Raw genomic sequence first — 26,656 nt, forward strand, 5'->3', positions numbered from 1 at the left:
CCGATCATGGCCGCGGAGCTATCATCCTGCACGACATCATCTATGACGAAATCCAGACTGCCGATGCGCACCGTCTCACCGGCTTTGACATCGAGCTGCACCAACAGCTCGGGCACCACCCAAACCTTGGGCGCGGCAAGGAGATCAAGGGGCTGGCTGCCCTGATAAATACCCTTCTTTTCCAGGGTCAATTCCCCGTAAAAAGGAAAACCCTGATCGATGCCTTTGAGTTCCACGAGAACGCTGCGCTTGGGACTCGTGACCATCGAATAAAGCGTCAGCATTTCGAGCTGCCGTGTTCCCGAAGGCAGGACCTCCTTCAGCTTTTGACTCTCCTCAGGTTTCAATTCCCGCCGCGCGGAAACTGTCAGGTCCGCAGCCATCATGTTTTTAGCGGACGACTGCAGCTTGTCTTCAAAGCTTCGCTTCATGGCATCAAGGGCGATGAAGCCGGTCAGGCCCAGGGTCATGTTCAAACAGAACAGCAGGCAAAAACGCGGGCTGTTGCGCAGTTCACGGAAAGCGTAACGGAGCAGCATGGATGTTCCTTGCTCAAGGTGTTTGCAGTTGGCCCTGAACCAGAGGCAGACGTTTTTTGCAGCGGGACGCCAGCTGCATATCATGCGTGACGAGGATGAGGGTCATGCCGCGTTGCGCCACGGCATCGAAGAGAAGATTCATCACCTTGTCCCCGGTGGCGGTATCGAGGTTCCCGCTCGGTTCATCCGCCAATAGAATGCGTGGCTCCACGACAAAGGCACGGGCGATCGCCACCCGCTGGCACTCCCCGCCGCTGAGTTGCTGGGGCAGATGCTTGGCGCGGGCTCCGAGTCCCATCAGGGTGAGGGCATCCATCGCTCTTTCTTCGGCGTTGGGAAGTCCGAGGATATCAAGGGGCAAAAGCACGTTTTCCAGAGCCGTGAGACTCCGCATCAGATGAAACTGCTGAAAGATAATCCCGATCGAGCGACCCCGAAAGCGGGTCAATTCATTTTGAGTGAGGCGGCCGAGGTCCTGACCATCGACGGTGATGGTGCCTTGCGTGGGTTGATCCAAACCCGCGAGCATGGACAGCAGCGTGGATTTTCCGGAACCGGATTGCCCGACGATGGCCACGGTGTCTCCGGCCTCAACGCCGAAACTGAGATCACGCAGCACGGGAATCACCGTTTCTCCCTGCTGAAATTGCTTCGATACCTGCCTGACTTCAACCAACGCCATAGAGGGTCCTATTTTTCATGTGAGTGTTAAAGAAGTTCTTTGACCTTGGGATAGATAAGGGCCAGGACCTGTTCATAACCCTTTTCGTTCGGGTGAATGCCATCGGCCTGATTCAGTTCCGCCTTGCCCGCGACGCCTTCCAAAAAGAAAGGAACGAAGGCCGGTTTGTATTTATCCTTCACCTTGATAAAGCTCGACTCGAAATCCTTCGGGAATTTCTCTCCGTAGTTCGGCGGCGCTTTCATGCCGAGGAGCAAGACCTTCACGCCCTGCGCCTGAATCAATTCCATGGCCGTGCTCAGGTTTTTCTGGGTCGTGGCGGGATCGATGCCCCGCAGGCCATCGTTCGCGCCCAGGGCGTAGATGATCAGATCGGGCTTGCCGCGCTTCAAGTGGAACTTCAGCGTGGAAACTCCGAAGGCTGTGGTCGCGCCGCTGGATCCCGCGTTGATGACTTTCACCCCAGGATATCCATCGGCTTTGAGTTTCGCCTCCAAAAGCGCGGGCCAGGTTTTGTCCGCGGGCACCCCAAGGCCAAAGGTCAAAGAATCGCCAACCGATAGAATGACAGGTTTGGCCGCCAGAGGACTGGCAATGGCGACCAAAGCCAGGCCGAGAGCGAACATCAACCTTCGAAAAAGAAGCAGCATGAACATCCCTCCGCATTAACGTTTTGACCTTGTCAAAGGCCCTCGCTATTATCACCAACGCCAGCATACTGATCCATCATTGATTTCAGAAAGCGACGTGCAACCCAAGCCCCTTGTGCTTTTGCAGGAGACGAGAAATGTCAGCATTCCACGACCGAAACGACCAGGCCTATTGCGAGGACCTGGCTTTGTCCACAATAGCCAAGGAAGTGGGAACACCCTGCTACGTTTATTCCAAGAGCAGCATACTGAACCAATGCAAGGCTATCCTTTCTGCCTTTTCGACCTATCCAACGATGCCTTGCTATGCGGTGAAAGCGAACAGCAACCTTTCGATATTAAAAGAGATCTTCAAGGCCGGCTTCGGCGCTGATATCGTCTCGCAGGGCGAGATGGAGCGGGCCCTGCGCGCCGGAGTGGATCCCAAGAAAATCGTGTATTCCGGTGTGGGCAAGCGCGCGGATGAGATCATTGCCGCGCTGCGAACGGGAATACTGGCGTTCAACGTGGAGTCTGTGGCTGAGCTTGAATTGATCGCGACGCTCGCGGCCGAGCGGAATCTGGTCGCCCCTGTGTCCCTGCGGGTGAATCCGAATATTGATGCCAAGACCAATCCCAAGATCACGACCGGACTCTTCAGCACCAAATTCGGCCTGATTGAAAGTGAAGCCCGGGCTTTGGCCGAGCGGGTGCGTCAGCTGCCGTCGCTGCGTTTGGTCGGGGTAGGCTGCCACATAGGAAGCCAAATTGTCGATGTTGCACCTCTTGCGGAAGCGGCCGTGCGCATGACTCAGTTCGCCGCTGGTTTGCGTGAGCTGGGGCATCAGCTTGAATTCATCGACCTTGGCGGCGGCGTGGGCATTCGTTACAAGTCGGAAGTGCCGCCGACCATGGAGAGCTATGCGCAGGCGATTTTAAGCGCTGTGAAACCCACGGGTCTTAAGCTTTTGATCGAGCCGGGACGCGTTGTGGTGGGGAATGCGGGTGTGCTTCTGTGTTCGGTGCTGCTGACCAAGCGCACGCCCGAGAAAAACTTTTTGATCGTCGATGGCGCGATGAATGATCTGGTGCGCCCGACGATGTATGACTCGTATCATGAAATCAAAGCTGTGAAAGCATCGCGTGGACCCACGGAGACCTATGACGTCGTCGGTCCTATTTGCGAGACCGGCGATTACTTCGGCAAGGATCGCGTGCTGCCGCCGTGCGCGCCTGGTGATCTTATCTATCTAGCCAGCTCGGGTGCTTATGGTGCGGCGATGGCTTCGAATTATAATAGCCGTCCACGCGCGCCTGAGGTTCTGGTGGATGGCGCGGATTATCGCGTGATTCGGCGGCGTGAGACGCTGCAGGACCTTTGGGAGCTGGAGCTTTAAGGGCTTCCTGGGACTGGTGATTCTCAACCAGTCCTTATTTCAGGGCAGGGAGGAAACATGACATTTCGTGCGTTGCGCGTTCTTAAAGACGGCGTCAATCAAAGTCAGCTGGTGACCATGGACTGGGATCAACTGGCGCCGGGCAATGTCCTTATCGAAGCGGAGTGGTCGAGCATCAACTACAAGGATGCCCTCGCGATCACCGGCCGCGGAAAAATTCTGAAAAAATTTCCATCCAATCCTGGCATCGATGTCGCCGGTCGTGTGAAGCAGTCGGATGATCCGCGTTATCCCTTGGGCATGCCGGTGCTCGTCACAGGCTGCGGCCTTGGGGAAAATCAGGATGGTGGGCTTGCTCAGTATGTAAAAGTTCCTGCGGAATGGGTGATTCCCCTGCCTCCGGGTTTAAGCCCGCGGGACGCGATGATCTTTGGAACGGCTGGTTTCACGGTCGGCATCTGTCTGCATCGTTTGCTGCGGAATGATCAGACGCCCGATAAAGGCCCCATGGTTGTCACGGGTGCCAGCGGCGGCGTGGGATCTTTGGCTGTCGCCATGCTCGCAAAACTCGGTTTTGAAGTCATCGCGGTCAGCGGCAAGGATGAACAGAAAGAACCGCTGCGGGCTTTGGGCGCTGCCCGTGTGATGCGTCCCGAGGAATTGGAGTTGGGTCAAAAACCACTGGAAACCGTGCGTTTCGGTGGAGCGATTGATAACGTCGGCGGGCCTTTGCTCGAAGGCATTCTGCGGCATGTGAACCTTTGGGGGAACGTGGCTTCGGTGGGATTGGCCGGAGGCCACACTCTTCAGGCAACCGTCATGCCCTTTATTTTAAGGGGCGTGAGCATACTCGGAATCAGTTCCACGAATTGCCCAAGACCCCTGCGGGAAGAGATTTGGAAAAAGCTGGCCGGCGAATGGAAGCCCAGGTCGCTTGATGCTTTTGTGAGCCGCGAGATCACTCTGGATGCGGTGACCATGGCGGCGGAAGAAATGCTCGAACGCAAGACCAGCGGCCGAACTCTCGTGAAACTTACCTGAAGGATTTTTGCAGACGCAGGAATTTGGGGCCGAAACGATCTGAGAATTCAAGACTCAGGGCGTCCCCATCCTGCTGAATGCCGTGAATTTCAAAGTTCATGACGAAGAGCTTGCGTTCCGCATAAAGGTGCAGGTAGCCTTTTTTATAGGACCAGGTGCCCCAGCCATCCCCCAGGCGTTTCAGGTAATAGTGAAAGCGCCCGTCCTTATAAAGCTGCAATTCAATCGGATAGCTTTGATCTTCCAAAACGATTTTGGATGCGCCCGCCTCATCATTCAGGAGGGGCTGAAAAAACCCGGTATCTTTCTCATAGACTTCATAATTCCGCTCGGCCTTGTAAAGGGGCTGACAACCCACGACCAGCCAGCAGGCGAAAAAACCGGAAAGAAAGCGCAGCGTATGGGACATCCCTTGGACTCCAGGTTTGGGTGAAACGGAAGGATCATAGCATGGTGATAAAGGCTGCCAAGGTGAAAAAGCTTCTGTTGCTGTCCGGCAGCAAGGGGCAGGACGACCCTGAACTTTGCGGCGCTCCGTAGTTTATGTATAGTGGATGAGGTACATTTCAGCGGGGGTGAGCGTGAGCTACGTAACTGCACTGGACAAGGATCGGCAGCGGGAACAAATGTTTCTGATTCGTTCTATATGCTTGATTGGCGGTATTGTCTATCCCCTTTGGAGCTTCATCTATCGCTACATCCTGCCCGAATCGCACGATCCCATCGGGCCCCGTCTTATGATATCGGCGTTGGCAGGGCTTAACATTGCGTTGACGTTTTTCAAAATTCAGCGGTCCAATCTGATTCCTTTTCTTTACGCTTCCATACTGGTCATGACGGGCCACCTCGTATGGATTTCGCTCATGAACGATTTTCACCCATTCTATCAAATGGGTATTATGGTTCTGATCTGCGTGTCCGTCCCTTTTTATGAAACCCTTCCCGGTCTTTTCACCTACATTGGTGTCAGCACGGCTCTGTTTTTGACCCTTCTTTTCCTGCGGCCTTTGCAGGAACTCCTCATCTTCTACATGGCCTGCGCCACCGTATTTGTCGTCTCGACCTACGCCCTTTTCATTCGACTGACCCTGATAGAAAAGCTGAGAGCCAGTCGGGTTCAGTTCGCAGCATCAGCGGATCGGATTGCAGCCATCAATCGTGACGTCTCGTCCATCATGGAAAACATTCAGCTCGGCGTTTTCACCATTGAATCGCAGGCTGGCGAGGTCGGAGCGCAGTATTCCCACGCTCTGGAAGACATCGTGGGCTATCGCATTCCTCCCGGGCACACGATTCACGATATTCTGCGCCACACGGATTTGTCCGATGATCACAGGGCACAGGTCCATTCCGTGGTGGCGTCCATCGGCGACGATCCCATCGCGTTCACGTTGAATTCCCATGTTTTGCCACAGGAATGTCAGTTCAAAACACCAGGGGGCGGGACGAGCGTCCTCGAATGGGAGTGGAGTGTGATCGTGGATACCGATCGCAATCAGATTCAGAAGATCCTGGTCTCTCTTCGCGATGTGACCGAGTTTCGAAACCTTATGCATCAGAATGAAGAAAAGAAAAAGGAACTCAAACTCATTCTGGAAATCGTGGCCATTGATAAAAGCAAGGTCGTCACCGTCTTTACGTCCATTCGCAAGCTGCTTGATCATGCGGCCCTGGAGCTTCAGGACCAGGACCGTGTGGCGCCGGAAACCCTAAGGTTCATCTTTCGCGAAATTCACACGATCAAGGGGCTGGCCCGCAGCTTTCACCTGGAGACCCTGGCCAATCTTTGCCATGGGGCCGAGGATCAGATGAATCCTTTGAAGGAGGAAAAGGCGATCATTGCCCGAAGCCGGGTGGAGCTTATGCTGCAGCCCCTGCACGAGATTTTCAGGGATTATACCACGATTCTTACAGATAAATTTGGAGTGGCGCTGGATTCGGAAGTGCATGTGTCGCTGACTTATGCCGAGATTGACTGGATCATTCACAACCTGAAAACAGCGCTGACTTCGGGCGAGGACTTCGTGGTCCATGTGCAGGAGATGTATGATTTCATCCTGAGCAAGTCTCTCCACTCGCTAACGTCTCTCTTGGCTCCGTTTCTGGGATCACTTGGAGAGATGGCTGCGCAGCTTGAAAAGCCGGCGCCGCGCATCGACATCCAAGGGGACGATCTTGGGTTTTTACCGGAAGCCCACGACCTTCTGCAGTCCGTCTTTGCCCATATCATCCGCAACGCCATTGATCATGGCATCGAGGACCCAGCGGAACGCCTCGCCAAGGGCAAGAGCCGGGAAGGCCTGATTTCCATCATGGCCGCGCATGAGGCGGATGCTCTGCATATTTATGTTCGCGACGATGGGCGGGGTCTTAATCTTCAAGGCATCCAGGATACGGCTGTGGCGAAAGGCCTCCTGGGTCCGCATGAAACGCCGACACGGGAGCAGCTGAGTCTTATGATTTTCAAAGCGGATTTTTCCACCAGGAAAGTGGTCAATAGCATCTCGGGCCGGGGCGTCGGGATGGAAGCGGTGCAGACTTATCTGAAGAGCTTCGGTGGAACCATCCGAATCGAATTCCTGGATGCCGAGACGGACTTCGCAAGCTTCCGCTTCCATATCACGCTGCCCCAAAGCGTCCTGGATCCCGCCTCACTCGAAAGGCGTATCCGGGATACGCCCTCCGTTGCGTGAGCTGATTCAGGCCAGGGATTTCGAAACGATCTCGAAGACGTCGCGGGACAAACCTTCCTTGGCCGCGATGCGTTCGAGCTGCTTACGGATCATGGCCTGACGCGTGGCATCAAACTTCCGGAAACGACTCAAAGCATTGACCAGGACCGAGGCGACCTGGGGATTGGTGGCATCAATCCGCAGCACGTAATCGGCGACGGTCGCATAGCCTTCACCGCTTTTGTGATGGAAGCCGTTGGGATTGCTCTTCGCGAAATGCCGGAAGACCGAGTACACGCGATTGGGATTGTGCAGATCGAAGTCCGGATGCGCGAGCAGGGCCTTCACGTGCTGAAGGACATCAGGGTGCTGCGAGCTGGACTGCACCTGAAACCACTTGTCGATCACCAGGGCATCGTCTTTCCAGCGGTTGTAAAAGTCCTGCAGCGTGGCTTCGCGAGCCGGAGTCTTGAGATGCACGATGGCGCTCAGGGCCCCAAAACTATCGGTCATATTCGTGGCGGTTTTATAGTGCTCCAGAATCAGATTCTGGGTCGCATCGGTCCGATGGGCCGCAAGCAAAGCGAGGCTGGCGTTGTTCAGATCGCGGCGGCCGATGGCCTCTTTGCCGGTTTTATAGGCGACTTCACGCGTTCTTTGATAGACAGCCAGAAGCTCCTGGCTGCATTGCTCGGCCAGCTGCTGCAGGAGCCACGAACGGGCCTGGAAAATAGCCTCCATGTCCGCGTTGTCTTCACGATTGATGATGTAATCGGTGGTCGGAGCCTGAATCGACATCGCGACGAGGCGCGGATCCACTGTTGTATCATTCAAAAGAGCCTTGAAAGCTTCGACATATTCCTTGTCCAAAGCCTGAAGCGTGCCTTTGGCCTTGCCCAGTATCGTTTGAAGGGCCAGGGTTTGTCCGGCTTCGTAACGATTGAAGGCATCCGTATCGGCCCGCAGGAGCGTATAAAGTTCGGAGCGGGTCAGCTGCGCATCCAAAATCACCGGCGCCGAGAAACCGCGCAGCAGGGATGGAATCGGCTGCTCATTCACATCCTGGAAGACGAATTCAGCCTTGCTTTGATCCAAAAGCAGAAGATGCTCATGGGCTTTTTTGCCAAGCCATGTCGTTTCCAAAGCTTTGCCATTGGCACCCAGGAAAGCGACGCGCAGAGGAATCAGCTGAGGCTGCTTCGACGTTTGACCAGGTGTGGTCGGCAGGTTTTGCTGCACGCTTAATTTCAAACTGCGAGCGGCCGCATCGTAGCTTCGCGTCACGGACACCTGGGGCGTGCCAGCCTGCTGATACCAGAGTTTGAATTGACTCATGCTCTGTCCGGACACTTCCTCGACAACGGCCAGGAAATCCTCGACGGTCACGGCCTGGCCATCGAACTTCGCAAAATACCGATCCATCGTTTTCCGGTAGGTTTCCGGACCGATGATGGTATGCAGCATGCGAATGACTTCCGCACCTTTGTGATAGACGGTCGCGGTATAGAAGTTATTGATCTCGATATAGCTTTCCGGCCGCACGGGATGGGCCATGGGGCCGCTGTCCTCGGGGAATTGCTGCTCGCGGAGCAGACGCACATCGGTCACGCGCTTCACCGCCCGCGATCCCTCATCGGACGAGAATTCCTGATCGCGGAAGACAGTCAGGCCTTCCTTAAGACTCAACTGAAACCAATCGCGCAGGGTCACGCGGTTGCCGGTCCAGTTATGGAAGTATTCATGGCCCACGACGCCGAGAATTTTTTCAAAGTCCTCATCCGTCGCTGTTTCGGTGCTGGCCAGGATATATTTGGAGTTGAAGATGTTCAGACCCTTGTTTTCCATAGCGCCCATATTGAAGTCACTGACGGCCACCACCATGAAAAGATCGAGGTCATATTCAAGGCCGTAGACCTTTTCATCCCAGATCATGGCCCGCTTGATAGCATCCACGGCAAAAGGCGTTTTGGGAAGGTTCACGTCCTCGACGTAAAGATGAATGTCCACTTTGCGGCCGGAGTGCGTGGTGAACACATCGCTGGCACGACTCAGCTTGCCGGCCACAAGCGCAAAGAGATAGCAGGGCTTGGGAAAGGGATCATGCCACACAGCATAATGCCGGCCGTCCGGCAAGGGGCCCTGGTCGATAAGATTGCCGTTCGACAGAAGCACCGGGCAGTGCTCCTTGGAGGCCCGCAGCGTGGTTTCATATTCGGTCATCACATCGGGACGGTCGAGGAAATAGGTGATGCGACGGAAGCCCTCGGGCTCGCACTGGGTGTAGTAATTATTGCGCGAGAGATAAAGTCCTTCGTAGGCGAGGTTCGCGCGCGGATTGATCTCGGTGACGACTTCGAGTTCGAAGTCCTCGGGAAGGGCTTTGAGTTCCAGATGCTGCGGACTATAGTCCAGATCCTTTAAATCCAGCGGTTTTTCGTCGAGGCGGACTTCGAGGAGTTTCAACTCCGAGCCTTCCAGACGAAGCGAGCGGGGCTGTCCTGGATTATGCTGATAACGGATGGCGGAACGCACCACAGTCTTATCAGGATCCAAATCAATCGTGAGTTTCACTCGCTTCACCCAATACGAGGGTGGCGTGTAATCTTTCAATAGTACAGCTTGTGGCGCTTCTGCTTTCATAGAGCTTTCCGATTCATCCAGGAATATGAATTAAAGAGACGCCCGCAGGGAGCGCCGCCGAAGATACAGGAGCATGAAGGTCGAGCCCATCGCTGCAAGAGTCAAAAGCAGCGACGGACGTTCCCGCCAGAATTCAATGACTATGACCGGCAGCCAAAGGACGCCGCGCGTGAGCGTGCGCAGAGTCGGGCGCGCGGCAATGAAATCCGCCAAAGGCGGGCTGACGTCATAGTAAAGCTGCACCAGCTTGTGACCGAATTCGGTGACGAGCAGAACATTGTCGCGGAACCAGCGCAGGGTGTTCAAATGCGGATCCAAAGGCGAACCATAAGCAGCTGTCGCTATGAAACAGCGGGGATCTTTCACGGTCGGTTCCGGGCCGCCGCCGAGCTCGCTCAGGGTGACAGCATCAGAGGGCTGGGCCACGATGCAGCTGCGTTTCAATCCATCCGGCTGACTCTGCAGAACCACGGCATAGACCTTGGTATTGTCGAGATCCGTGATCGAGAGATTGCCTGTATTGCCTGATGTGATAACGGGAATGTTGGCCGCTTTCAGGTCATCGACTTTAAGGTAATAATTGTCGGCGCCGGTCGCTCCTGGACAATCCACGGAGCAGGCCTTGGTTTCCGCGTTCGCCGTGACCTGGCAGGCATCAGGAATTGTGATTTCGGACTGGGGGCTCGTTTCATTATAGGTATGCAGCGGAATAAAAGCTTTGCCCCATTGATCCTGCTCCACCTGAAAAGCAATCGCCCCATCGGGCGTCGCCATCTCACCGTTCGCAAGGTTGATCTGCTCCTCTTCATTCCAGGTCGCAGTCAGCCTATTTTTCGAAGGAACCACAGCGAAGCTGTCAATGACATCATTGGCCGCGACGGCCAGCTTGGGTTGGACTTCAGCATCCTTGTAATCGCTGGTGTTGGTGCTGGTGCCGGGAAGAAGCCGCATGGCGATGTAGGTGCTGGTTGAAAAAGGTGTGCCGCTCGCGTTGATTTCGAGCGTGACATAGAGGTTGCGATAGGTCTGGGTCAGATCATCGGCGGGAATCTCGAAGCGAGGACTGCCGACGGCGAAGCTGATCGTATGCGAATTGTCGAATTCCAGTTCGGGAGTCTTATCGAACTGCGAGTTGGTCGCATAGCGGGCCTTTTTTATCGAAGGGCCTTCACTGCATTTTTTCCCAGGTTCCGTATTCACGCAGATATCAAGATAACGCGTGAGCGAGCGGATTCCGTCATCCGTTTCCGCCTTGCCCATCTCATAGGTGGCGAGTTCCTGGGCCGAGATATTGCTGAGTGTGAAGGAAAGAGTGACTTTGGAATAGGTGCCTCGCTGCAGAACAGCTTTGGGCGTGTCGAGACTGATCGCGGCGTATCCGTTCTGCGACGCGAGAGTCAGCAGGCAGCTGGTGAAGAGTAAGAATTTTCTAAACACGTGATTATCTCTCGTTGAAGGGGAAATCCGACTCCACGCATCATCTCCAGGAAGGCCTTCATCTGTCAAGCTTGGAGGGAAGGCTCCCAAGTCGAAAAAGCAGAAAGCTGATTCCCGGCGCGGAAATCAGCTTTATTTTGATGCGTGTCGCATTTCTATCAGGGGTTTTTGCGGTACTTCGGCAGCTGATGCCGTGGAGGCAGACGGGTCAGATCAAACTCCAGACCATCATAGGCCAGTTGGATGCGAGGTCCTTCCGGCTGGCCGAGGCTGACCCAAAGGTCCTTATGGAATTCCAGCTGCTTTTGGCAGTGGTTCATCGCCTGCTGCAGCATGCGCTCCTCTTTGGCTTCACTGGCGCGTGGATCATGATGGGTCATGATGATATTGCGAATGCCCTCGCGCATAGCCAGATCCACGCCAATCGGAGGCGAACAGTGCCCCCAATCGTAGCGGCTGGCCAGCTCGTCCATCTCATATTGACCATCAAAAACCAGAAGATCCAGGTCCTGATAGTAGGGAAGGTCCTTGCCTAGCGCTTCAGGCGTGATGCGCTTGTATTCACCGTCGACTCCGATCAGCAGGGAACAGCCGCTCGCGTCGAAGCGATAACCAAAGGAGCCTCCGGGATGATCCAGCGCCAAAGGCGAGACGGTGAGATCGTCGAATTGAAGCTTGTCGTAGAGTTTGATCTTACGGAATTCCACGGTCGCACCTAATTCCTCCCATTTGACGGGAAAATTGATGCCGTTGAACTGGATTTTGATGAATTCCGGCGCATGGGGATGCACGTGATAGATCACCAGTTTGGTGCCGGGAATATAGATAGGCACGAAGAACGGCAGACCCATGATGTGATCCCAATGAAGATGGGTCATAAACACGGTGAATTCCGTCCGGCCCTGGGCCATGACTTCCGACGAGGCATCGGCAAAGCCGGTCCCCATGTCGACGAAGAAGCGATGGTTCTTGAAGATGATTTCATTGCACGAGGTATTGCCGCCGTAAACCAAAGGCCGGCCCAGATCACCATCACGCAGAGCGTTGCGGAATTCGCTGATGGTGCTCAAACCGGCCTTTTCCGCACGTTTGGCGTAAGAGTCCACTAGATTCACAAAAGTGTCATGGGTAATCGCGCGCGGCAAAGAGCCGCGGGTACCCCACATGCGTAGCTTCACGGATATCCCCGACAATGAAGGTTCCTGATGTTCATCTTATCAAAATGGCCAGATAGGTGCTATATGTTGGAATTCTGACGGTTTCCAGGAGCAGGCCAGCCGGGTGAAGGACGGTTTCCAGGGGCAGGCCAGCCGGGTGAAGGACGGTTTTCAGGAACGCGCAAACCGAGCTAAATGCCTTTTTGGCGTTCATGCGGCATGAAGCATGGAAATTTGCTCTGGAAAGTCCCTCCGATCTTTGTTATAGCAAGTTTCCTTAAACGAAGACACGGCTCGATGTCTCCAATCGGCCTGTGCAGGAATTAAGCTCATCGGAGAATGGAGTAGGAATGCTGACCTTACGTTTACAGCGACACGGCGCCAAACATCGTCCCTTTTACCATATCGTTGCCACTGATTCGCGCAATGCTCGCGATGGTCGCTTCATCGAAAAATTGGGCTACTACGATCCAACACGCGATCCTTCCGTCATGGAAGTGAACACTGAGCGTTTGTCGTACTGGTATGGCCGCGGAGCGAACGTTTCCGAAGCTGTCGCCACCATTCTGCGCCAAAAGAAAATCGTTCTTGAGCGCGCCAAGACTCATAAGCAAGCCTAAGTTCTCGTGAAGAACACCTGGCTTCAGATCGGCATCGTGGGAAAGGCTCAAGGCCTCCGCGGTGCTTTTTTCGTTGCTCAACGCGATGAGGATCTGCCCGAGGGTTTGGTTCGCATCGCCGTGGGCCCCGATCCTGCCAAGGCGCGGGTTTTGACCGTGTCTGAAACCCGTCGGTCCGGAGATCGCCCTGTCATTCAATGCCGGGAGCTGACCAGCCGGGAAGCCGCCGAGGCCCTGAAGATGCAGCCGATCTGGTGTGACCGCGCCCTGGTTCCCCTGCAGGAAGAATCCGAATATCTTTGGTCCGATCTGGTCGGCAAATCGGTGCTCGATTCAGAAGGTCAACGTCTGGGACGCATCACCGCGGTCGGCAACTTCGGAGCCAGCGATATCGTGCGCATTGATGCGGATGATGGGCAGTGGATTGAAGTCCCCTTCGTAAGCGCCTATTTTGATATGGATTTTCGCAGTGATTCCCAGGACTTGCGACTGACTGTTCCGGCGGATACATTCGCCGAGACTTGGACCAAAGCGTGAGCCGCAGCCTGTCCTTTATCAGCATTCATCCCCAATTCATGGAAGCCTATTTCCGCTTCGGCGTTTTCAAGGCCGCAACGCGCCTGGATATCAATCTTTCGGCCATCAATCTGCGAAGCTATGCCGTGGATAAACATGGGTCGATCGACGACAGTCCTTTCGGGGGCGGTGATGGGATGGTGATGCGCGTGGAGCCTCTGGCCGCTGCGATCCGGGCCCTGCCGCGACCGGGTCGCGTGATTTATACAAGTCCCAGCGGTCGGCTTTGGACGCAGAAGGATGCCGAGCGTTATGCGGCTCTGGATGAAGACCTTACGTTTATCTGTGGACGTTTCGCGGGCATCGACCAAAGATTCGTCGATGAATTCGTGGATGATGAAGTGTCCATCGGTGATTTCGTCGTCTCAGGCGGGGAGCTTCCCACGCTTCTGATCGCCGATTCCATTCTGCGGCAGATACCGGGCGTTTTGGGCAATGAACGCAGCGCGCCCGATGATTCCTTTGGCAGCGGCATGCGCAATCTTTTGGAGTATCCGCTCTATACAAGGCCTTTGGAATTTGAAGGGCACAAGGTCCCTGAGGTCCTTCTTTCCGGTGATCATCAAAAAATAAAGGCCTGGCGTGATGCGGAGGCTCTGGAAAAAACCAGACGCCTGCGCCCTGATCTTCTTCTGCCGCGCAAACCTTAAAGGCTCTGCGCGCGCTTCAGTCGTTCCTCGATCCATTGCATACGGGCTAAAGGCAGCTTTTTTCGCAGCAGAATGCCTTCCATCTGCTTGCGCAGCTCAGGGGCATCCGTGAGCGACCGGGCCCCGGGACACTGCGGTGCCTCCATGGTGCTTTGCATGGGATTGAGCAAAAGCTTTTGCAGTTCGCGACTTTGAAATTGATCGGGAAATAAAGCCCCAAGACGACTCAATCTTTGCAAGGCCAAAGGCTCGATGCGTCGGGCCCAGCGGTCTAAAAATGAACTTTGACCCTGGAAAGTACGAGATAAAAACGCCTGCCAGAGCGGCCAGAGCTGACCGATGCCCAGCGATTTCGTCTCCGCATAACGCTGCCAGGCCAGAGGTGGCAGGCGGCGGCGCAGATTCAAAGGCGCGGCATGGACCCCGGCGCTTAAAGGGGGTGGGGCGTCCTTATAAAGATAAAATTCAAGATTGTTTTCAAAGCGAAGATCATCAATGCGAGCCTGCAGAAGATCGTCTGCCGGCATGCGAAGCAGGGGATTGGCAAGATCATCCAGCTCTGCATACCGATCCATCAAACCCAGAGGGATCAAGCCTGCCTTGTGAATGGCCTTCAGCCAGTAGCTCAAACCCAGCCTCGCTTCGCGCTCATGAAAAAATGCATCCACCAGTCGGGCTGGTTCCTGAATGATGCCCTTCATGCCGTCCAACCTATCCTGAAGCGCTGGCACATTCCGCTGCATGCTCTGCAAAAGCCTCACGCTTTCCTGCAGATCCGCGCGATCATAAGCTTTCAAACCAAGGAGCGCAAAAACCCGTGAAATCTGAAACATCCACTGCCGCGCGCGACTGTTATAAACCATGATGCGCATGGTGCCACCGGGCAGCAGGCAGCGGCTGAGTGTTTGCAGTCCCTCAGAAGGATTCGCCAGATGATGGAGCATACCGTAGGCATCAATGTGAGCATAAGGCTCACCAAGATCCACGCGGGGATCTTCAAGATTCAGCTGCTGTAGCCGCATGGGCCTTAGCATCATCAAGGCCCTGAGTTTAGCCTTCCTGAGGCTGGGGCGCGAAAGATCCACACCTACCATGCGATGTGATCGTGGCTCCCAGCGGCTGATAATCGCAGCCTGCACATCACCGCAGCCGGCGATCAGGATCCTTTTGCGTCCTTCCCCTAAAAGATTGTGACCCAGTTTCTGCCGCACAAGACCCTGAGCGAAAAGAGATCCACTGGCATACGCCTCCTGCCACCGCAGCGGAATGAAAAGGCTGTAGTCCGGATACGGAAAGGCCTCGTACATGCCCTTCACCGCAGCGTTGATGCCTTGGACCGCCAGCTCACTCATCGGCCACGATCCTCGACATGAGGCGCGCCTGGTTTCCGGTGGTGATCATGATCGGGTAGGGCCGCAGGAACACATGATCCTTGCTGAAGTGGCCCGCACCGTAAATGCTCGGGAAACGGGCTCCTTCAAAAGCCTTCTGAAGATTTTGCGTTTGAGCGGATTTGGCAACGACGAAGGCCTGGAGGGCTGCGCGCACCGCATCGTAACCGAGGGCGGCAAAGATATCCGGCTTTTGCCCATAGGTGGTTTCATAATCCGTCACAAAACTTTGGACGCCGGCCTGGGGATCGCTCGTATGAAAGTACGAGAAATAATACTGGCTGCCGAGGTCGCCCTGCTTATAAAGCCCCTCATGATCCCAGCCGTCACTGCCCAGGAACGTGGCCTTGACCCCGGCCTTGCGGGCCTCGACAAGCAGCTGTCCCACGCCCTGATAGTAGCCGGGAAAGACCACGATGTTCGGCTGCGCGCTGGCGATTTTCGTGAGCACGCTGCGGAGGCTTTCGCCATTGCCTTCGCTCCACTCGCCCAGCATCTGTCCCCCACTTTCCGTGAAGGCTTCGGCAAAGGCTTTTCCAATCACCTCGCTGTCGGGGGAACGGGAATCGATAAGGACGGCCGCGCGGTCGCGTCGCAGGGATTTTAAAGCGAATTGCGAAAGGATGCGGCCCTGTTTTTTGTCCGTCGCGCTCATGGAATAAACGTAAGGATAGGCCGTGAGATCGTCTTCCGTTCCCCTGGGCAGGAGAAGGACGACATTGGTCTTGCTGCTGACTGCGGCTATGGTTTGGTTGGCGACATTGCTCAAGGAGCCGATCAGAATGTCAGCTTTTTGCTGCTGAACAAGGCGTAAGGCGGCCTTTTCCGCTTCCGATGCCAGGCCATGGTCATCCGCGGCGATCAATGCGACCTTATCGGCCAGTTGCGGATTCTCGCTGCGAAACTGTGTCAAGCCCAGCTTGACCCCTTGTGAAAGGGAATTACCGTAAGAGGCCAGGGGACCGCTTCGGGGATGGATGAAACCAATCCGATACAGCACATGGTCCTTCGAGGGTTTGGCGAACAAAACGGGCGACGAAAGAGAGACGATGAAAGCGAACAGCATCACCGCAAACGGAGTTGGATTCCAGGCTTTCACAAAATTTCCTTTTCTGGCAACGTGACCTTTGCCTCAGCGTATAGTTGCCAAGGCTACCCGCATTCCCATGCCGGGAAAAGCTGCAAATTTATCCTGAGATTATATCAAGTCAAACGGACGCTCGCGAGGAAGTTATGACGCAAAGCCCGGTGGAAAAGATTGAACCCTGGAGAGAACGCTGGTTGGTCGGACGAACCGGCTGGGATCAAGGGCAGGCTCACGGTGAAATGGGACGCCTTCTGGAGCATGCAACGCGTGAGGGCCGACTTCCGCCGGGTGCCCGAATTTTTTCAGCAGGCTGTGGTCGCGCCCATAATGAAGCCTGGTTGGCCGGGCATGGCTATTCCGTGGATGCTGTGGATGCGGTCCCGGAAGCCATCGAAGGGGCCCGCGCACTTTATGGCAAGGTGCCCCAGCTGCAGCTCGCCGTCGCCGACGTCTTTGCTGCGACGGCTCCGGGACCTCTCTACGATGCTGTTTTTGACAGGGCCATGCTCTGCGCTCTACAGCCCCAGCATCGCCAGGCTTATGTTCAAAAAATAAGCGAAAAACTGAAACCCAACGGTCTGGTGATGGCCATCCTTTTCCGCCAGACGCGTTCGCCGGATGGCCCGCCTTTTTCCGTGAATGAGGACGCGGCCCGGGAGTTGTTCGCGGCCCAATTCGATCTGGTCCATGCGAGCAGCTGTCCACCGCCACCCAACCCTCAAAATGTTCTGGAGGAATGGCTTTGCATCTGGCGCAAGAGGAGTCTCTGAACATGTCCCGATCCGCACAGAAATCCGATCGCGTGGCGGAACTCGCCGCTGCGATTATGCATCACAAAAGGCTTTATTATGCGGGGAAACCGGAAGTTTCCGACGCTGTTTACGATAAGCTTGAGCATGAGCTGCGGACGCTGGATCCCGAACATCCGGCCCTGCAGTATGTCGGCAGCGCCCCGAGCAGCAGCGGCGCCAAACGGCAGACGCATGATATTCCGATGCTCTCGCTCAATAAAACCTACAAGGAGGAAGACCTTGCCTCCTGGATGGGGAAAGAGGCCATCGTCGGCACTCCGAAAGTCGATGGCAATAGCCTCAGTTTGATCTATCGTCAGGGGGTTTTGGTGATGGCCAAGACAAGGGGCGATGGACGGGTGGGCGAGGACGTGACGGACAAGGTGCGGTGGATTCCTGACTGTCTGAAAAAACTGGATCAGCCGGTGGACCTTGACGTGCGTGGTGAAGTCTACTGCACGACCCATCAATTCGCGGGCCTTGTGCAGGAGATGCTCGATCGTGGACTGGAGCGTCCCAACAATCCGCGCAATATCGTGGCCGGACTCCTGGGCCGCAAGCAGCACGTGGATCTTTGCCGCTTCTTTAATTTCTTCGCCTTTGAAGCCCTGGGTCCAGGCCTGGAAAAAATTCCCACGGAGATGGAAAAGTTTGATTGGCTTGATCAGCGTGGTTTCCGCGTGCCCTCGCATAAACTTCTGCAAAGCGCCGAGGATATTTCCGCTTATTTGAGCGAAGTGAAGCGCTGGATGGAAGAAGGCGAAATCGCCTATGATGGTGCGGTCTTTTCTTATAATCGCCTCGCCCTTCATCAGCAGCTCGGCAGCACGGGGCATCACCCTCGTTACAAGCTCTCGTTCAAATGGCAAGGCCAGACGGCGATCGCTGTGATTGATGAAATCGTCTGGGCCACATCGCGGCTCGGCATCATCACGCCGGTGGCTGTGATTGATCCTGTGAACCTGAGCGGAGCCAGGATCACCAATATCACGCTCCATAACGCCGAGCATGTGAAGGCCTATAACCTGAAAAAAGGCGATCAGATTGAAATCGTGCGCTCGGGTGAAGTGATCCCCAAATTCCTGCAGGTCGTCCAGGCGAAAAGCGGAAATTATAAATGGCCTGAGAAATGCCCCTCGTGCCTCGGCAAGGTCGAGTTCGATGGCGTTCGCCTGAAATGCGTGAATCAGGATGATTGCCCGGCGCAAAGATCCGGTTTTATTTTGAACTGGATCCGCGCGGCCGAGATTGATGATCTGAGCGAGAAGCGTTTGGAGCAACTCATTCAATGCGGGCTCGTCGAGCATGTGGCCGATCTTTACCGGCTGAAGGAAAAGGATTTTCTGCAGCTGCCCGCGACCAAGGAAAAGATGGCCGCGAAACTTTATAACAATATCCAGGCCAGCTGCCAGCTGCCGCTCGCGAAGTTCCTCAATGGACTCGGGATCGAAGGGGCCGGCATGCGCACCTGGGAAAAACTCCTCGAACATTACCCGACTTTGGATGCGATCCTGGGCATGACCGAGGCGGAGCTGACCGAGATCGAAGGCTTCGCTGAAAAATCCGCCGAACAGATCGTTCACGGTTTGAAGGTGAAAAAGCCTGTGATTCAGCGTCTTCTGAAAGTCGGCGTTCAGCCCCAGGCCCCGAAAAGGAAACATGCCCCGGGCAGCGGACCCTTGGCTGGCAAGCAGTTCGTCATCACCGGGTCCTTGTCGCGGCCGCGTGATGAAATTGAAAAAGCGATACGCGAGGCGGGTGGCAAGACCGGCTCCAGCGTTTCGAAGAATACCTTTGCGCTCGTGACCAATGATACGGACACGGGTTCATCCAAGATGAAAAAAGCCAAGGAGCTTGGGATTCCTATTTGGAGTGAAGACCAGCTCATGGCCATGATGGAAGGACAATAGAAGACCATGGCAAGGATCGTCGGATTTCAGGGTTTGCCCGGTGCTTACAGTGAACTGGCCATATTGCAGTATTTTGGAAAAAAGGCAGCCCTCCGATTTAAACCCTTGCCTGCGTTTGAAACTGTTTTTACCGAACTCACCAAAGGCCGCATCACAGATGCCCTTTTACCCGTGGAGAATTCCCTGGCCGGGACCATCCATGAAAACTTCGATCATCTGGCACGATTTCCCGTGCAGATTGCAGGCGAAGTGATCCTGCGCGTGCAGCACTGCCTTTTGATTCCGAAGAGCACAAAGCCCGCGGATGTCACGACGGTGATTTCCCATCCGCAGGCCCTGGCTCAGTGCGCCCAGTATATGCGCGAGCGTGGGCTTACGGCTCAGACGTTCTTTGATACGGCCGGGGCCGCTGAGCATCTGGGGCAGCATGCGCCGGCCAGGACCGCGGCGATCGCGAGTCTTCAGGCCGCGAAGCTTTATGGGCTGAAGGTGATGGCGCGCGACATCGCGGATCGCGGAGAAAACTACACCCGCTTTTTGCACATTCAAAAGCTGAGTAAAAAGGTCGAGAAGAAATCCCGCAAGGAGGGACGTACGTTCAGCCTTATCCTCCTTTATTCTGGCGAAGGCTTTGCGCGCATCGGCCCCCTCTGCGGAATTCTGCAGAGCCTCGGCATCGAGCTGGTGCACTGCGAAGCGCGCCCGACCAAGGATGCGGCCTGGACCTATTATTATTTTCTGGAAGTGGCGGCTGGACCTGAACATCCGGCCTGGGATCTGGCGCTCAAGACTCTGGCATCCATGACGCGGACGCTGAAAGTACTTGGCAGCTATGCATCGCAGCGCTAATTTAAAGAGCTTATTTTCCATCGACCCCCCAAGGAGTCCTGCATGAGACTGACTCAGTTTGCGCCTATTTTTTTGCCTCTTGGGCTGCTTTTTAACGCCTGTGCGACGACACAAGCACCCGAGGCTGTCGTGAAGGATAAAAAGGAACACGTTTTGCAAGGTCAGCCCCAACCGGAAGTTTGGTTTCAAGGTACTCCGGAGCAGGCTTTCGCTCAGGCCAAGGCCGACAACAAACTGCTGTTTGTATACTGGGGCGCGGTCTGGTGCCCGCCCTGCAATGAATTGAAGTCCGAGGTCTTTTCCAAGCCTCGATTTGCGGAACTGATGAAGAACTTTGTCCCGGTTTATTTGGATGGTGACACCGACCAGGCTCAGGTTTGGGGCGAACGCCTGTCGGCGTCCGGTTATCCCACGGTTCTGGTTTTAACGCCAGATGGGCGGGAACTGTATCGCCTGAGCACCAGTCTGAATGAAGACGAGTTCCATGCGGCGGTTCAGCCGGTCCTGAAAGAGAACCAAAACTTCGCGGAAGCCTTCAAACGACTGGAAAACCGTGAAACCAAAGCCGACGACTGGAAAATCCTTGCATACACCAGCTGGGATCAATTGCCGGAAGGCCGTTATACAGGCGACCGGCTTTTGAATGCAGCCAAACGCGCGGCCGATAAAGTTCCGGCGAACATGCCCAAGGAAAAGGCTATTTTCGCCGCCAATCTTTTGAATCTCGCCAACATGCAAAAGGATGACAAGGAATCGGCCAATAGCCTTGCTGATATTAAAATCGAATCGAAGCGCTATCTGGATGCGATTTTTGCGAACAAGGACACGATTCAGGCCGCTCGTTCCTTTGTGAATTACAGCGCCAAGCCCACTGTGGAATTTCTCCTGGGCAAGCCGAAAGGCAAGCCCTATGACGATCTGAAAAAGCGCTGGCTGAAAGCGGCGGCTGAAATCGCGGCCAACCCGAATAACTCCGTGGACACAAGACTTGCCGCATGGAATCCGGCAATTGAATTTCAAAAGCTCGAAGCACCGGATGCCGCTGTTCCCGCCAAACTCAAGGCGGATGTTCAGGCTGCTGCCGCCGAGGCTGATAAGAATGCCGAGACAGCTTTTGAACGTCATGCTGTGATTTCGTCGGCAGCGTATATGCTGCGGCAGGTTGGGGACTTTGATGGCGCGCGGAAGCTTCTGGAAACCGAAGCCGCAAAGACCGACACGCCCTGGTACTATTACAGCAGTCTGGCTTCATTGGAGCAGGAATTGAAAAACGAAAAAGCCGCACAAACCTGGGCTGCCAAGGCTCGCGAGTCCGTAGTGGGACGTGCGAGCAGGATTCAATGGATTACCAATGACATCATCCTGAATGCCAAGATCAAGAATGCTGACCAAAAGGCCTACATGTTGAACCTTACGAAGGAATACTATGAAACGGCCACAACCTTGGATGATGGTTTTTCAGGACGCAATTGGGCGCGCGCGAAGAAAGTGAGTGATTCCTTGAAGGATTGGCACAAGGATCCGGCTTTCACGGCATTATTTTCGACCTATGAAAAGAAATGCAGTGGACTTGAGAAGGAAAGCCAGAAAAACTGCGAGAAGCATTTTGCTGAATTAAAGGATTAACAAAACCGAAGGGGTGGCCATGCGATTTCTCGTGATAGGTGGAGCAGGATATATCGGTTCTCATTTTGTATGGGAGGCCCTGCGTCAGGGTCATAGCTGTGTGGTGTACGATAACCTGAGTCGCGGCCATCGCGCATCGGTCCCCCGTGAAGTGAAGCTGATCCAGGCGGATCTTTTGGACAAGGAAACTCTGCGGGCGACGCTGCGGGAAGATCACTTCGATGGCATCTTCCACTTCGCGGCCTTTGCCCTTGTCGGTGAATCCGTTCAGGAGCCCGACCTTTACTATGAAAACAATGGGGAAGGCGTACGCTGTCTTTTGAATGCCATGCGTGCGGAAAAATCCACGGCAGGGCTGGTCTTTTCCTCGACCTGCGCGATCTTTGGAACACCGAACAAGGTGCCGATGGTGGAGCATGATCCCAAGCTTCCCATCTCGCCTTATGGCCGCTCGAAACTCGTCGCAGAATGGTTGATAGAAGATGCCTGCCGGGCCTATGGCCTGCGTGCCATGGCGCTGCGTTACTTCAATGCCTGCGGTGCGGATCCGAGCGGTGAGATTGGTGAGGATCATCAGCCTGAAACGCATTTGATTCCCAATGTGATTTCCTCGGCGCTTTCCGGCAAGGAACTTTCCATCTTCGGCAACGATTTCCCGACTCGTGACGGTACCTGCGTGCGTGACTATATTCACGTGTCGGACCTTGCGGATGCGCATATCAAGGCTGCCCAGCATATTCTGAGTTTGAAACCTGGGGCTTTTGATGTGGTGAATCTGGGGACAGGCCGCGGTTATAGCAACCTTGAAATCGTGCAGGCGGTTGAACGCGTCCTTGGGCGGAAGATCCCTTACAAGTTCGCGGATCGCCGTCCCGGTGATCCAGCCGAGCTTTATGCGGATAACACCAAGGCCAAGCAGGTGCTTGGCTTTACAAGTCGTCACTCGGATCTGGAGACGATTATCAGCACGGCCCTGGCCTGGCACAGAAAACATCCCAAAGGCTTTGCCTAAGGTTTATTTTTGCAGGTAAGGTGGGCCGCTCCGAGACGATGAGCTGGCCCGCATCCCTTCCACGATATTATCCCTCGCATTCCAGGCGCTGCCTTCCAGCCCTAAAAGTCCGGCCACGGTCGGCGTCAGCTGAAAGGTCGAGAACGGCTTTGCAGCCTTCTGTCTCAGGAATTGGAGTTCCTCGCTCTCCTGCGCGGCATGAGCCTGCGAATAGCCGATGATGAAGGGGACTTCGCGCATGGCTGGTGTCACACGGTCTTCGCTGTGACCTGCGAAGTTATCACTGTTATAGACCTCTTCCCCATGATCCGAAAAATAGACGAAGAGAGAGTCCTGGGCCGCGGCGTTCAGCCGATCCATGATGGAACCCAGGACCTTGTCCTGATAGGCCACGGCATTATCATAGTGATTGATGATAGAGCGGGCTTTGGCGTCACGGGCGGCGTTTGGAATCGGGATGTCATCCGTATCGGTGAAGCGACGCTCGGCCTTGGGATAACGCTTTTCATAGATGAAGTGCGTGCCCATGAGGTGCACGAAGATCATCTGTTTTTCGCCGGTCTTTTGGGAGGCGTCGATGACCTGATGCAAAGGGTCGAGAACCTTTTCATCAAAGCTGGAGCTGTTGTCGGCTTCACCCGCGCTCGATACATCCTGATTCACAAAATAAGTGGTGTCCGTGGTGCGACCCAGTTCCACTATGAAATTATCCCCAAAACCGCTGGGAGCCTGGTTGGAAATCCAGGTCGTCTTATAGCCCGCGGCCCGGGCAATCTCGATCATTGTGGGCCCTTCGCAATGCAGCGAAGCGGGATCAAAGCCCCGGGAACAAAAGGCTCCGATGACTCCCGGCAAAGTGCTGGCGACTGGTGCCGTGCCTTGGGTAAAGACGACGAGTCGGTCCTTCATGGATTCAAGGGATGGAGTCGTCGGACGGTGATAACCATAAATTCCCATGTGACGGCGCGTGGTTGATTCGCCGATCACGACCACGACCAGGGACGGCAGCTTGGGTTTGGTGTGACGAAGCTCCAAGGGATTGCGCGCTTCGGACCTTTGTTTCCAAAAGGTCCGGGCCTTCTCACGCGCCTGCATAACCCCCTGGTACCGGGTAAAAGTTGTAGCCAAGCGATCAACGTACGCGAGTTCATGAAAATCGAGGGCGACCTGCTTGAGCTGGCCACCTGATCTTAAAAGGGAAGGAAGAGTCGCGACCAGCGCGAGGGACATAAGGAATAACGTGGGCTTTAACGTCTGAGGGCGCGCCGTGCGGAAATAAAGCAATGTCACGACAAGCCCAAGGATCAAGTAAAGGCCTGAAGTGAGTGCCAGGGAATAGCCATAGGTATTCAGAAATTCCGTCGTTTCACTGACGTTGGAATGAAGGGTCGTTGCAAAAGTAATGATCGAGATGGGGCTTTTGAAGATGCCGATATTCATCACATTGGGCAAAGACATAAGGAAGCCAAGGATAATCACAGCGCCCCCGCACAAAGCCCCAATTCTTCGCGGCAAGGTCGTCACGGCCATCTGCAAAAGAGTGAGGCTGGCGAGAATGCTCCAGCCATGGAAATCGAGTGAGAAGACATTATCCATCCAGGATTTGAATAGGACAGGGATCGCCTGGATAGCCAAGGCTGCCAGAAGACTGATGAGTATGAAGGAGTACTTGTTATTTCTTGAAGGAATTGAAGAACCCGTATTCACTTTATACCTCAGGAGAATATTCTCTTTATAGGTTCTGAGGTCTTACAAAGTTTTACGGGAAAACGCTGTCCTGGAGTTGCGCTTTTCAGAATTCTTTAAGGTATCATGTCCGCACTTGGCCTGGATTGCGCGTAGTAGGGGAAATACTAAGGCAACAGCTCAAAGCTCCCGGCAGGCAGGCCGCCTGTCAGCAAGCCTGGATTCTGCGAATCCATCTCATAGCGGATGCTATTACCAAAACGATCCACGATCGTAATTTCGTAAATGTGGAAACGACCTGACGGATGGCGCGCATCCAGATTCAATTCCACACGCCTTTTCCCAGCCACTTCCCCAAGGTCGATGCCATAGATCGTCTTATAGAAACCCTGATCTGTCGCATGACGCAAACTCAGCTGGACCTGCTTGATACTGGATTCATCCTTTATATCCAGATCGACGAAGGCACGCTCGTTACGCTTTTGCTGGGGGGTGATGAAGGCAAGGCCCATCAATTGCGGCGCCTGGCTTTCCTGCTTGAGCCCCTGATAAACGGTGAAACGAGGCGCTGGTATCTGGGTGTCGGCAAGCAGGTTCGAATTTCCATCCAGACTGTAATAAGTGCGGTTATCCATCGCGTCTTCAAATCCCAGGCTATCCAAACGATACTCGCCATCGACAGTCAGATGCGGAATCTCCATATCAATCCGATAATTTTGACCGTCGAGCTTCTGCCACTGAAGGATGGGTTCCAGGCTCTGAGCCCCGGACCGCATGACCAGGCGTATCCGCTGCAGCTGGGAATTCTCGTCAATCACCATGTTAAACGAGAGTTTGCCGCCCGCTTCGATAAGCTCAGGCAGTGCCGACATCTGAAGTAGCACGGGACCGCGGCCATCGTTGTCATAGGACCAGTTCACCATGGACGCAGGACTCAGCCACGGATGCCCAAAAAACTCGGTCCAGGCTCCTACGCTGAACAGCGAAAGCTTGTGACCGAGAATATCCGTCAAATCCAGGTTACTTACATAAACTTCGCCGTTGGCAGGAAAGGCATCCACAGGAAAGACCAGCTGATAACGCCCAGCCCCCAGATCACGGCTCGCAAAGGGTTCGCTATTGATGCGCCGGTAGATCGAGGAATCCGCATAAGCAAGACTCGCAAAGAGCGAGCGGAGGGGCAGATCCGATCCCACAGTGATCTCCAGGACCAGGTGTTGATCCTGCCGATAAAGAATAGGGTTCTGGGTCAAGGCCAGCGGCGTGGTATTCGAAGCCTGAAAGAAGTTCAAGATCCTAAAATCAATCGCACTGTAAACGTTCACATCCTGGCGATCACTTGCGTTTTCACCGAGCAAACAAAGACTCCAGACTTTGTCAGGTTCAGTACTGATCATACGCGGATCAATGGTGATCGCCTGATCCAGCGGAAGACTTGAGCTGTAAACGCTCAACTGGTCACAGGCGAGTTCATCCTTGGGGCCGAGTGCATAACGGTAGGCGGTTAAAGCGGGGCCCTTCACGAAGCCGGTCCAGGTCTCCTGAAGAGTCATGGGCACAGTCTGATCGAGGGAGGCAACGAGGCCCTTTTTCATGACGCGGAGAGCCGCCACATCCTGATCGCTTAAACGCAGGCGTTCCATGCGATCATTGGCCGCATAAAGAAAACAGTAATCCATAACCGAACGGGTATCATAGGTACCGAGCTGCAGCGCATCCTCACCTTCGCCGGAGGTTTGATCCTGCCCGCAGCTTTTATTATCACGACGATTCATTTCATGATGAAGACCCAGAGCATGACCAAACTCATGCAGGGCAATATTGGATGCGCAGACGCTGCCGGAAAAAACACCAGCGCAGCGGCTTTTCAAACCCATGACAAGGTTTTGCGTCAAACCCGAATTCTCACGACCAATCTTGATGGTCTGACTGACCCCGGCATTTTCATCGAAGCTGATGCGGATGCCAGCGTCGCTTGCGTTACATAGGTTCCAGCCTGAAAATTGGATGCCAGCCCGCGCATATTCGGAGCTTACAGCCTCTTGAATGATGGCACGATCGCGTTCAAAACCCCGGGCCTGTTCGAAGCAGACAGGAATCATATCCTGAAGCCAACGATCATCCTCGCGGCTCACGTAGGCATCGAGTTCTGCATGATTGTGGGGGCGTTCACAGGCGGCCACGAGCAGCAGGAATAAAGCCAGGTTGCGAAGATGATTCATGAAAATCCATCCATGAAATGCGATGTTTATGACGCGGAGCTT

21 protein-coding genes and 1 pseudogene are annotated in these 26,656 nt (G+C 54.7%); 11 read left to right on the forward strand and 11 right to left on the reverse strand.

Annotation, left to right across the window (positions count from 1 at the left end):
* The 3 genes and pseudogenes from VFO10_RS20975 to VFO10_RS20985 form a co-directional block, all read right to left on the reverse strand.
* Nucleotides 1-539 (reverse strand): annotated as a pseudogene (locus VFO10_RS20975) (ABC transporter permease); the annotation flags it as partial.
* A gap of 13 nt (nucleotides 540-552) precedes the next feature.
* The gene (locus tag VFO10_RS20980) at nucleotides 553-1,221 is read right to left on the reverse strand and encodes an ABC transporter ATP-binding protein (protein WP_325143872.1); all 669 of its coding nucleotides are present in this window, start codon (nucleotides 1,219-1,221) and stop codon (nucleotides 553-555) included.
* 26 nt (nucleotides 1,222-1,247) lie between these two features.
* Nucleotides 1,248-1,871 carry an arylesterase gene (locus VFO10_RS20985; RefSeq protein ID WP_325143874.1) on the reverse strand — a complete coding sequence of 208 codons (624 nt, stop codon included), beginning with the start codon at nucleotides 1,869-1,871 and terminating at the stop codon, nucleotides 1,248-1,250.
* A gap of 137 nt (nucleotides 1,872-2,008) precedes the next feature.
* Between VFO10_RS20985 and lysA the strand changes: the two genes are divergently transcribed.
* Complete coding sequence (lysA, locus tag VFO10_RS20990) at nucleotides 2,009-3,247, forward strand: diaminopimelate decarboxylase (RefSeq protein ID WP_325143875.1); 1,239 nt, start codon at nucleotides 2,009-2,011, stop codon at nucleotides 3,245-3,247.
* 57 nt (nucleotides 3,248-3,304) lie between these two features.
* Nucleotides 3,305-4,288 carry a YhdH/YhfP family quinone oxidoreductase gene (locus VFO10_RS20995; RefSeq protein WP_325143877.1) on the forward strand — a complete coding sequence of 328 codons (984 nt, stop codon included), beginning with the start codon at nucleotides 3,305-3,307 and terminating at the stop codon, nucleotides 4,286-4,288.
* On the opposite strand, the gene VFO10_RS21000 is transcribed toward VFO10_RS20995, so the two are convergent.
* Nucleotides 4,281-4,697 (reverse strand): hypothetical protein, encoded by a 417-nt coding sequence (locus VFO10_RS21000; protein ID WP_325143879.1) that lies wholly within the window; start codon nucleotides 4,695-4,697, stop codon nucleotides 4,281-4,283. The two genes, VFO10_RS20995 and VFO10_RS21000, sit on opposite strands and share 8 nt — an antisense overlap.
* Nucleotides 4,698-4,869: 172 nt before the next feature.
* On the opposite strand from VFO10_RS21000, the gene VFO10_RS21005 reads away from it, so the two are divergent.
* Nucleotides 4,870-6,981 carry an ATP-binding protein gene (locus tag VFO10_RS21005; protein ID WP_325143881.1) on the forward strand — a complete coding sequence of 704 codons (2,112 nt, stop codon included), beginning with the start codon at nucleotides 4,870-4,872 and terminating at the stop codon, nucleotides 6,979-6,981.
* 6 nt (nucleotides 6,982-6,987) lie between these two features.
* On the opposite strand, the gene pepN is transcribed toward VFO10_RS21005, so the two are convergent.
* From pepN to VFO10_RS21020, 3 genes are all read right to left on the reverse strand, one after another.
* Nucleotides 6,988-9,600, reverse strand: a complete 2,613-nt coding sequence (gene pepN / locus VFO10_RS21010; protein ID WP_325143883.1) for an aminopeptidase N — start codon at nucleotides 9,598-9,600, stop codon at nucleotides 6,988-6,990.
* Between the two features lie 30 nt (nucleotides 9,601-9,630).
* Complete coding sequence (locus tag VFO10_RS21015) at nucleotides 9,631-11,037, reverse strand: CFI-box-CTERM domain-containing protein (RefSeq protein ID WP_325143885.1); 1,407 nt, start codon at nucleotides 11,035-11,037, stop codon at nucleotides 9,631-9,633.
* A 158-nt stretch (nucleotides 11,038-11,195) separates the two neighbouring features.
* Complete coding sequence (locus VFO10_RS21020; RefSeq protein WP_325143887.1) at nucleotides 11,196-12,215, reverse strand: MBL fold metallo-hydrolase; 1,020 nt, start codon at nucleotides 12,213-12,215, stop codon at nucleotides 11,196-11,198.
* Between the two features lie 329 nt (nucleotides 12,216-12,544).
* Here VFO10_RS21020 and rpsP point away from each other — a divergent pair, with 329 nt between their 5' ends.
* From rpsP to trmD, 3 genes are read left to right on the forward strand one after another with little or no spacing between them, the layout of a single operon-like run.
* Entirely contained in the window at nucleotides 12,545-12,814 is a 270-nt protein-coding gene (gene rpsP, locus VFO10_RS21025) for a 30S ribosomal protein S16 (RefSeq protein ID WP_325143889.1), read from the forward strand.
* Between the two features lie 6 nt (nucleotides 12,815-12,820).
* Nucleotides 12,821-13,351, forward strand: a complete 531-nt coding sequence (gene rimM / locus VFO10_RS21030; protein WP_325143891.1) for a ribosome maturation factor RimM — start codon at nucleotides 12,821-12,823, stop codon at nucleotides 13,349-13,351.
* Complete coding sequence (trmD, locus tag VFO10_RS21035; protein WP_325143893.1) at nucleotides 13,348-14,040, forward strand: tRNA (guanosine(37)-N1)-methyltransferase TrmD; 693 nt, start codon at nucleotides 13,348-13,350, stop codon at nucleotides 14,038-14,040. Before rimM ends, trmD begins: the two co-directional genes overlap by 4 nt.
* On the opposite strand, the gene VFO10_RS21040 is transcribed toward trmD, so the two are convergent.
* Complete coding sequence (locus VFO10_RS21040; RefSeq protein ID WP_325143895.1) at nucleotides 14,037-15,392, reverse strand: class I SAM-dependent methyltransferase; 1,356 nt, start codon at nucleotides 15,390-15,392, stop codon at nucleotides 14,037-14,039. The genes trmD and VFO10_RS21040 overlap by 4 nt on opposite strands.
* On the reverse strand, nucleotides 15,385-16,530 hold the full coding sequence (locus VFO10_RS21045; RefSeq protein WP_325143897.1) for an ABC transporter substrate-binding protein: 1,146 nt from the start codon (nucleotides 16,528-16,530) through the stop codon (nucleotides 15,385-15,387). The genes VFO10_RS21040 and VFO10_RS21045 overlap by 8 nt, the downstream gene beginning before the upstream one ends.
* A gap of 134 nt (nucleotides 16,531-16,664) precedes the next feature.
* Here VFO10_RS21045 and VFO10_RS21050 point away from each other — a divergent pair, with 134 nt between their 5' ends.
* Genes VFO10_RS21050 through galE form a run of 5 tightly spaced genes read left to right on the forward strand, consistent with a single transcriptional unit; the run spans nucleotide 16,665 to nucleotide 22,706 of the window.
* The gene (locus VFO10_RS21050) at nucleotides 16,665-17,288 is read left to right on the forward strand and encodes a methyltransferase domain-containing protein (RefSeq protein WP_325143900.1); all 624 of its coding nucleotides are present in this window, start codon (nucleotides 16,665-16,667) and stop codon (nucleotides 17,286-17,288) included.
* Nucleotides 17,289-17,290: 2 nt separating this feature from the next.
* Nucleotides 17,291-19,219 (forward strand): NAD-dependent DNA ligase LigA, encoded by a 1,929-nt coding sequence (gene ligA / locus VFO10_RS21055; RefSeq protein WP_325143902.1) that lies wholly within the window; start codon nucleotides 17,291-17,293, stop codon nucleotides 19,217-19,219.
* 6 nt (nucleotides 19,220-19,225) lie between these two features.
* Nucleotides 19,226-20,068 (forward strand): prephenate dehydratase, encoded by an 843-nt coding sequence (locus tag VFO10_RS21060; RefSeq protein WP_325143904.1) that lies wholly within the window; start codon nucleotides 19,226-19,228, stop codon nucleotides 20,066-20,068.
* A gap of 42 nt (nucleotides 20,069-20,110) precedes the next feature.
* Nucleotides 20,111-21,694 carry a thioredoxin family protein gene (locus VFO10_RS21065; protein WP_325143906.1) on the forward strand — a complete coding sequence of 528 codons (1,584 nt, stop codon included), beginning with the start codon at nucleotides 20,111-20,113 and terminating at the stop codon, nucleotides 21,692-21,694.
* Between the two features lie 19 nt (nucleotides 21,695-21,713).
* The gene (gene galE / locus VFO10_RS21070) at nucleotides 21,714-22,706 is read left to right on the forward strand and encodes a UDP-glucose 4-epimerase GalE (protein ID WP_325143908.1); all 993 of its coding nucleotides are present in this window, start codon (nucleotides 21,714-21,716) and stop codon (nucleotides 22,704-22,706) included.
* 3 nt (nucleotides 22,707-22,709) lie between these two features.
* Here the strand turns inward: galE and VFO10_RS21075 are convergent, their stop codons facing one another.
* Both VFO10_RS21075 and VFO10_RS21080 read right to left on the reverse strand, forming a co-directional pair.
* Complete coding sequence (locus VFO10_RS21075) at nucleotides 22,710-24,413, reverse strand: phosphoethanolamine transferase (protein ID WP_325143910.1); 1,704 nt, start codon at nucleotides 24,411-24,413, stop codon at nucleotides 22,710-22,712.
* 146 nt (nucleotides 24,414-24,559) lie between these two features.
* On the reverse strand, nucleotides 24,560-26,614 hold the full coding sequence (locus VFO10_RS21080) for a M12 family metallopeptidase (protein WP_325143912.1): 2,055 nt from the start codon (nucleotides 26,612-26,614) through the stop codon (nucleotides 24,560-24,562).
* Nucleotides 26,615-26,656 lie beyond the last annotated feature (42 nt).

The organism is Oligoflexus sp., assembly GCF_035712445.1.
Classification (GTDB): Bacteria; Bdellovibrionota_B; Oligoflexia; order Oligoflexales; family Oligoflexaceae; genus Oligoflexus.